Origin of the sequence: Pseudomonas sp. S36 (genome assembly GCF_016647875.1) — a bacterium.
Taxonomy (GTDB): domain Bacteria; phylum Pseudomonadota; class Gammaproteobacteria; order Pseudomonadales; family Pseudomonadaceae; genus Aquipseudomonas; species Aquipseudomonas parafulva.
Map to the genome: position 1 here is coordinate 1 of NZ_JACVVG010000094.1, position 1262 is coordinate 1262.

1 protein-coding gene and 1 pseudogene are annotated in these 1262 nt (G+C 59.4%); both read left to right on the top strand.

Features of this window, described 5'->3' with window-relative positions:
• Positions 1-185: pseudogene (locus IAE36_RS23800) on the top strand (hypothetical protein); the annotation flags it as partial.
• Between the two features lie 90 nt (positions 186-275).
• On the top strand, positions 276-1172 hold the full coding sequence (locus IAE36_RS23435; RefSeq protein WP_201214969.1) for a formate/nitrite transporter family protein: 897 nt from the start codon (positions 276-278) through the stop codon (positions 1170-1172).
• Positions 1173-1262: the final 90 nt, after the last annotated feature.

A 1262-nucleotide genomic window follows, 5' to 3' on the forward strand; every position in this document is an offset into this window, starting at 1 on the left:
TCGTCTCAACCGAGGCGCGCATTCTACGCTTTCCTCATTTGCTGTCAAGCGCTTATTTTGAAGTTTTTCAAAGGCTTCCAGAGAAGCTATCAAACTCAACAACACCTGACTCGCCTCGAAGCGTTGATCGCTGCGAGGTGGCGAATAATACGCGGTTTAAATTGGGAGTCAACACCTTGATCTGAAAAAACTTTTGCAGTGCCCGGGCACTTGCGCGGCAACTAAATGAGGGCCCGGTGGATCTGTAGAGAAACCCACCATGGAGCGTAGCGGCGATGAGCGACGCGCACAGCGATAAAACCCCGGGCTTGTCTGCGGATGAACAGCAGGAAGTCAGCGTAAACCAGCCGCCCAGGGCGGCGGTGCTACACGAAACCATACGCCTTCAGGGCGACCAAGAACTGGAACGGACCCTGGCTGCGTTGTGGTGGTCTGCCCTTGCGGCCGGGTTGTCCATGGGCTTGTCGCTGATGGCCATGGGGCTGCTGTACTCCCGCCTACCCGATGGCGAAAGCGCCCAGGTCATTGCAAGCATCGGTTATAGCGCCGGGTTCCTGGCCGTCATCCTGGCGCGGCAGCAGTTGTTCACCGAAAACACCCTCACCGCTGTACTGCCGGTAATGACCACGCCCACCCTGGCGAACTTCGGCCGCCTGCTGCGCCTGTGGGGGGTGGTACTGGTGGGCAACCTCGCCGGCACGCTGCTGGTGGCCTGGGTAATGCTGGAGCTGCCGATCTTCGACACCAAGACCGACCTTGCCTTCCTGGAGGTGGGGCACAAGGTGATGGAGAACGACATCGGCCAGATGTTCGCCAAGGGCATTGTGTCGGGCTGGATGATCGCCACCATGGTATGGATGATCCCCTCCATGGAAAATGCCAAGATCTGGATCATCCTGCTTATTACCTACCTGATGGCACTCGGCGACTTCACCCACATCGTGGTGGGTTCGGTGGAGGTGTCCTACCTGGTGTGGGCCGGCGAAGAAACCTGGAGCAGCTTCTGGCTCCATTTTGCATTGCCTACCTTGGCAGGCAATATCATAGGTGGCAGTTTCATTTTCGCCCTCATCAGCCACGCGCAAGTACGCAGTGACAGCGGCAAGCCCCCGTCGAAACTGCTCGAGGACGAAAAAGCGTCAGAACAGGACCGCGCCACTCACCAACGCTGAACATCGCCCACCTGGCCTTGCCCCACATCAGGACCAGGTGGCACCCCCGCCCCCCGGCGGCCGATGCTGGCCAGGCGCTCGGAGTGCACC

What these genes read in the sequence shown, in the direction of transcription:
- IAE36_RS23435 (WP_201214969.1), top strand. Translation starts at nt 276, where the DNA reads ATGAGCGACGCGCACAGCGATAAAACCCCGGGCTTGTCTGCGGATGAA.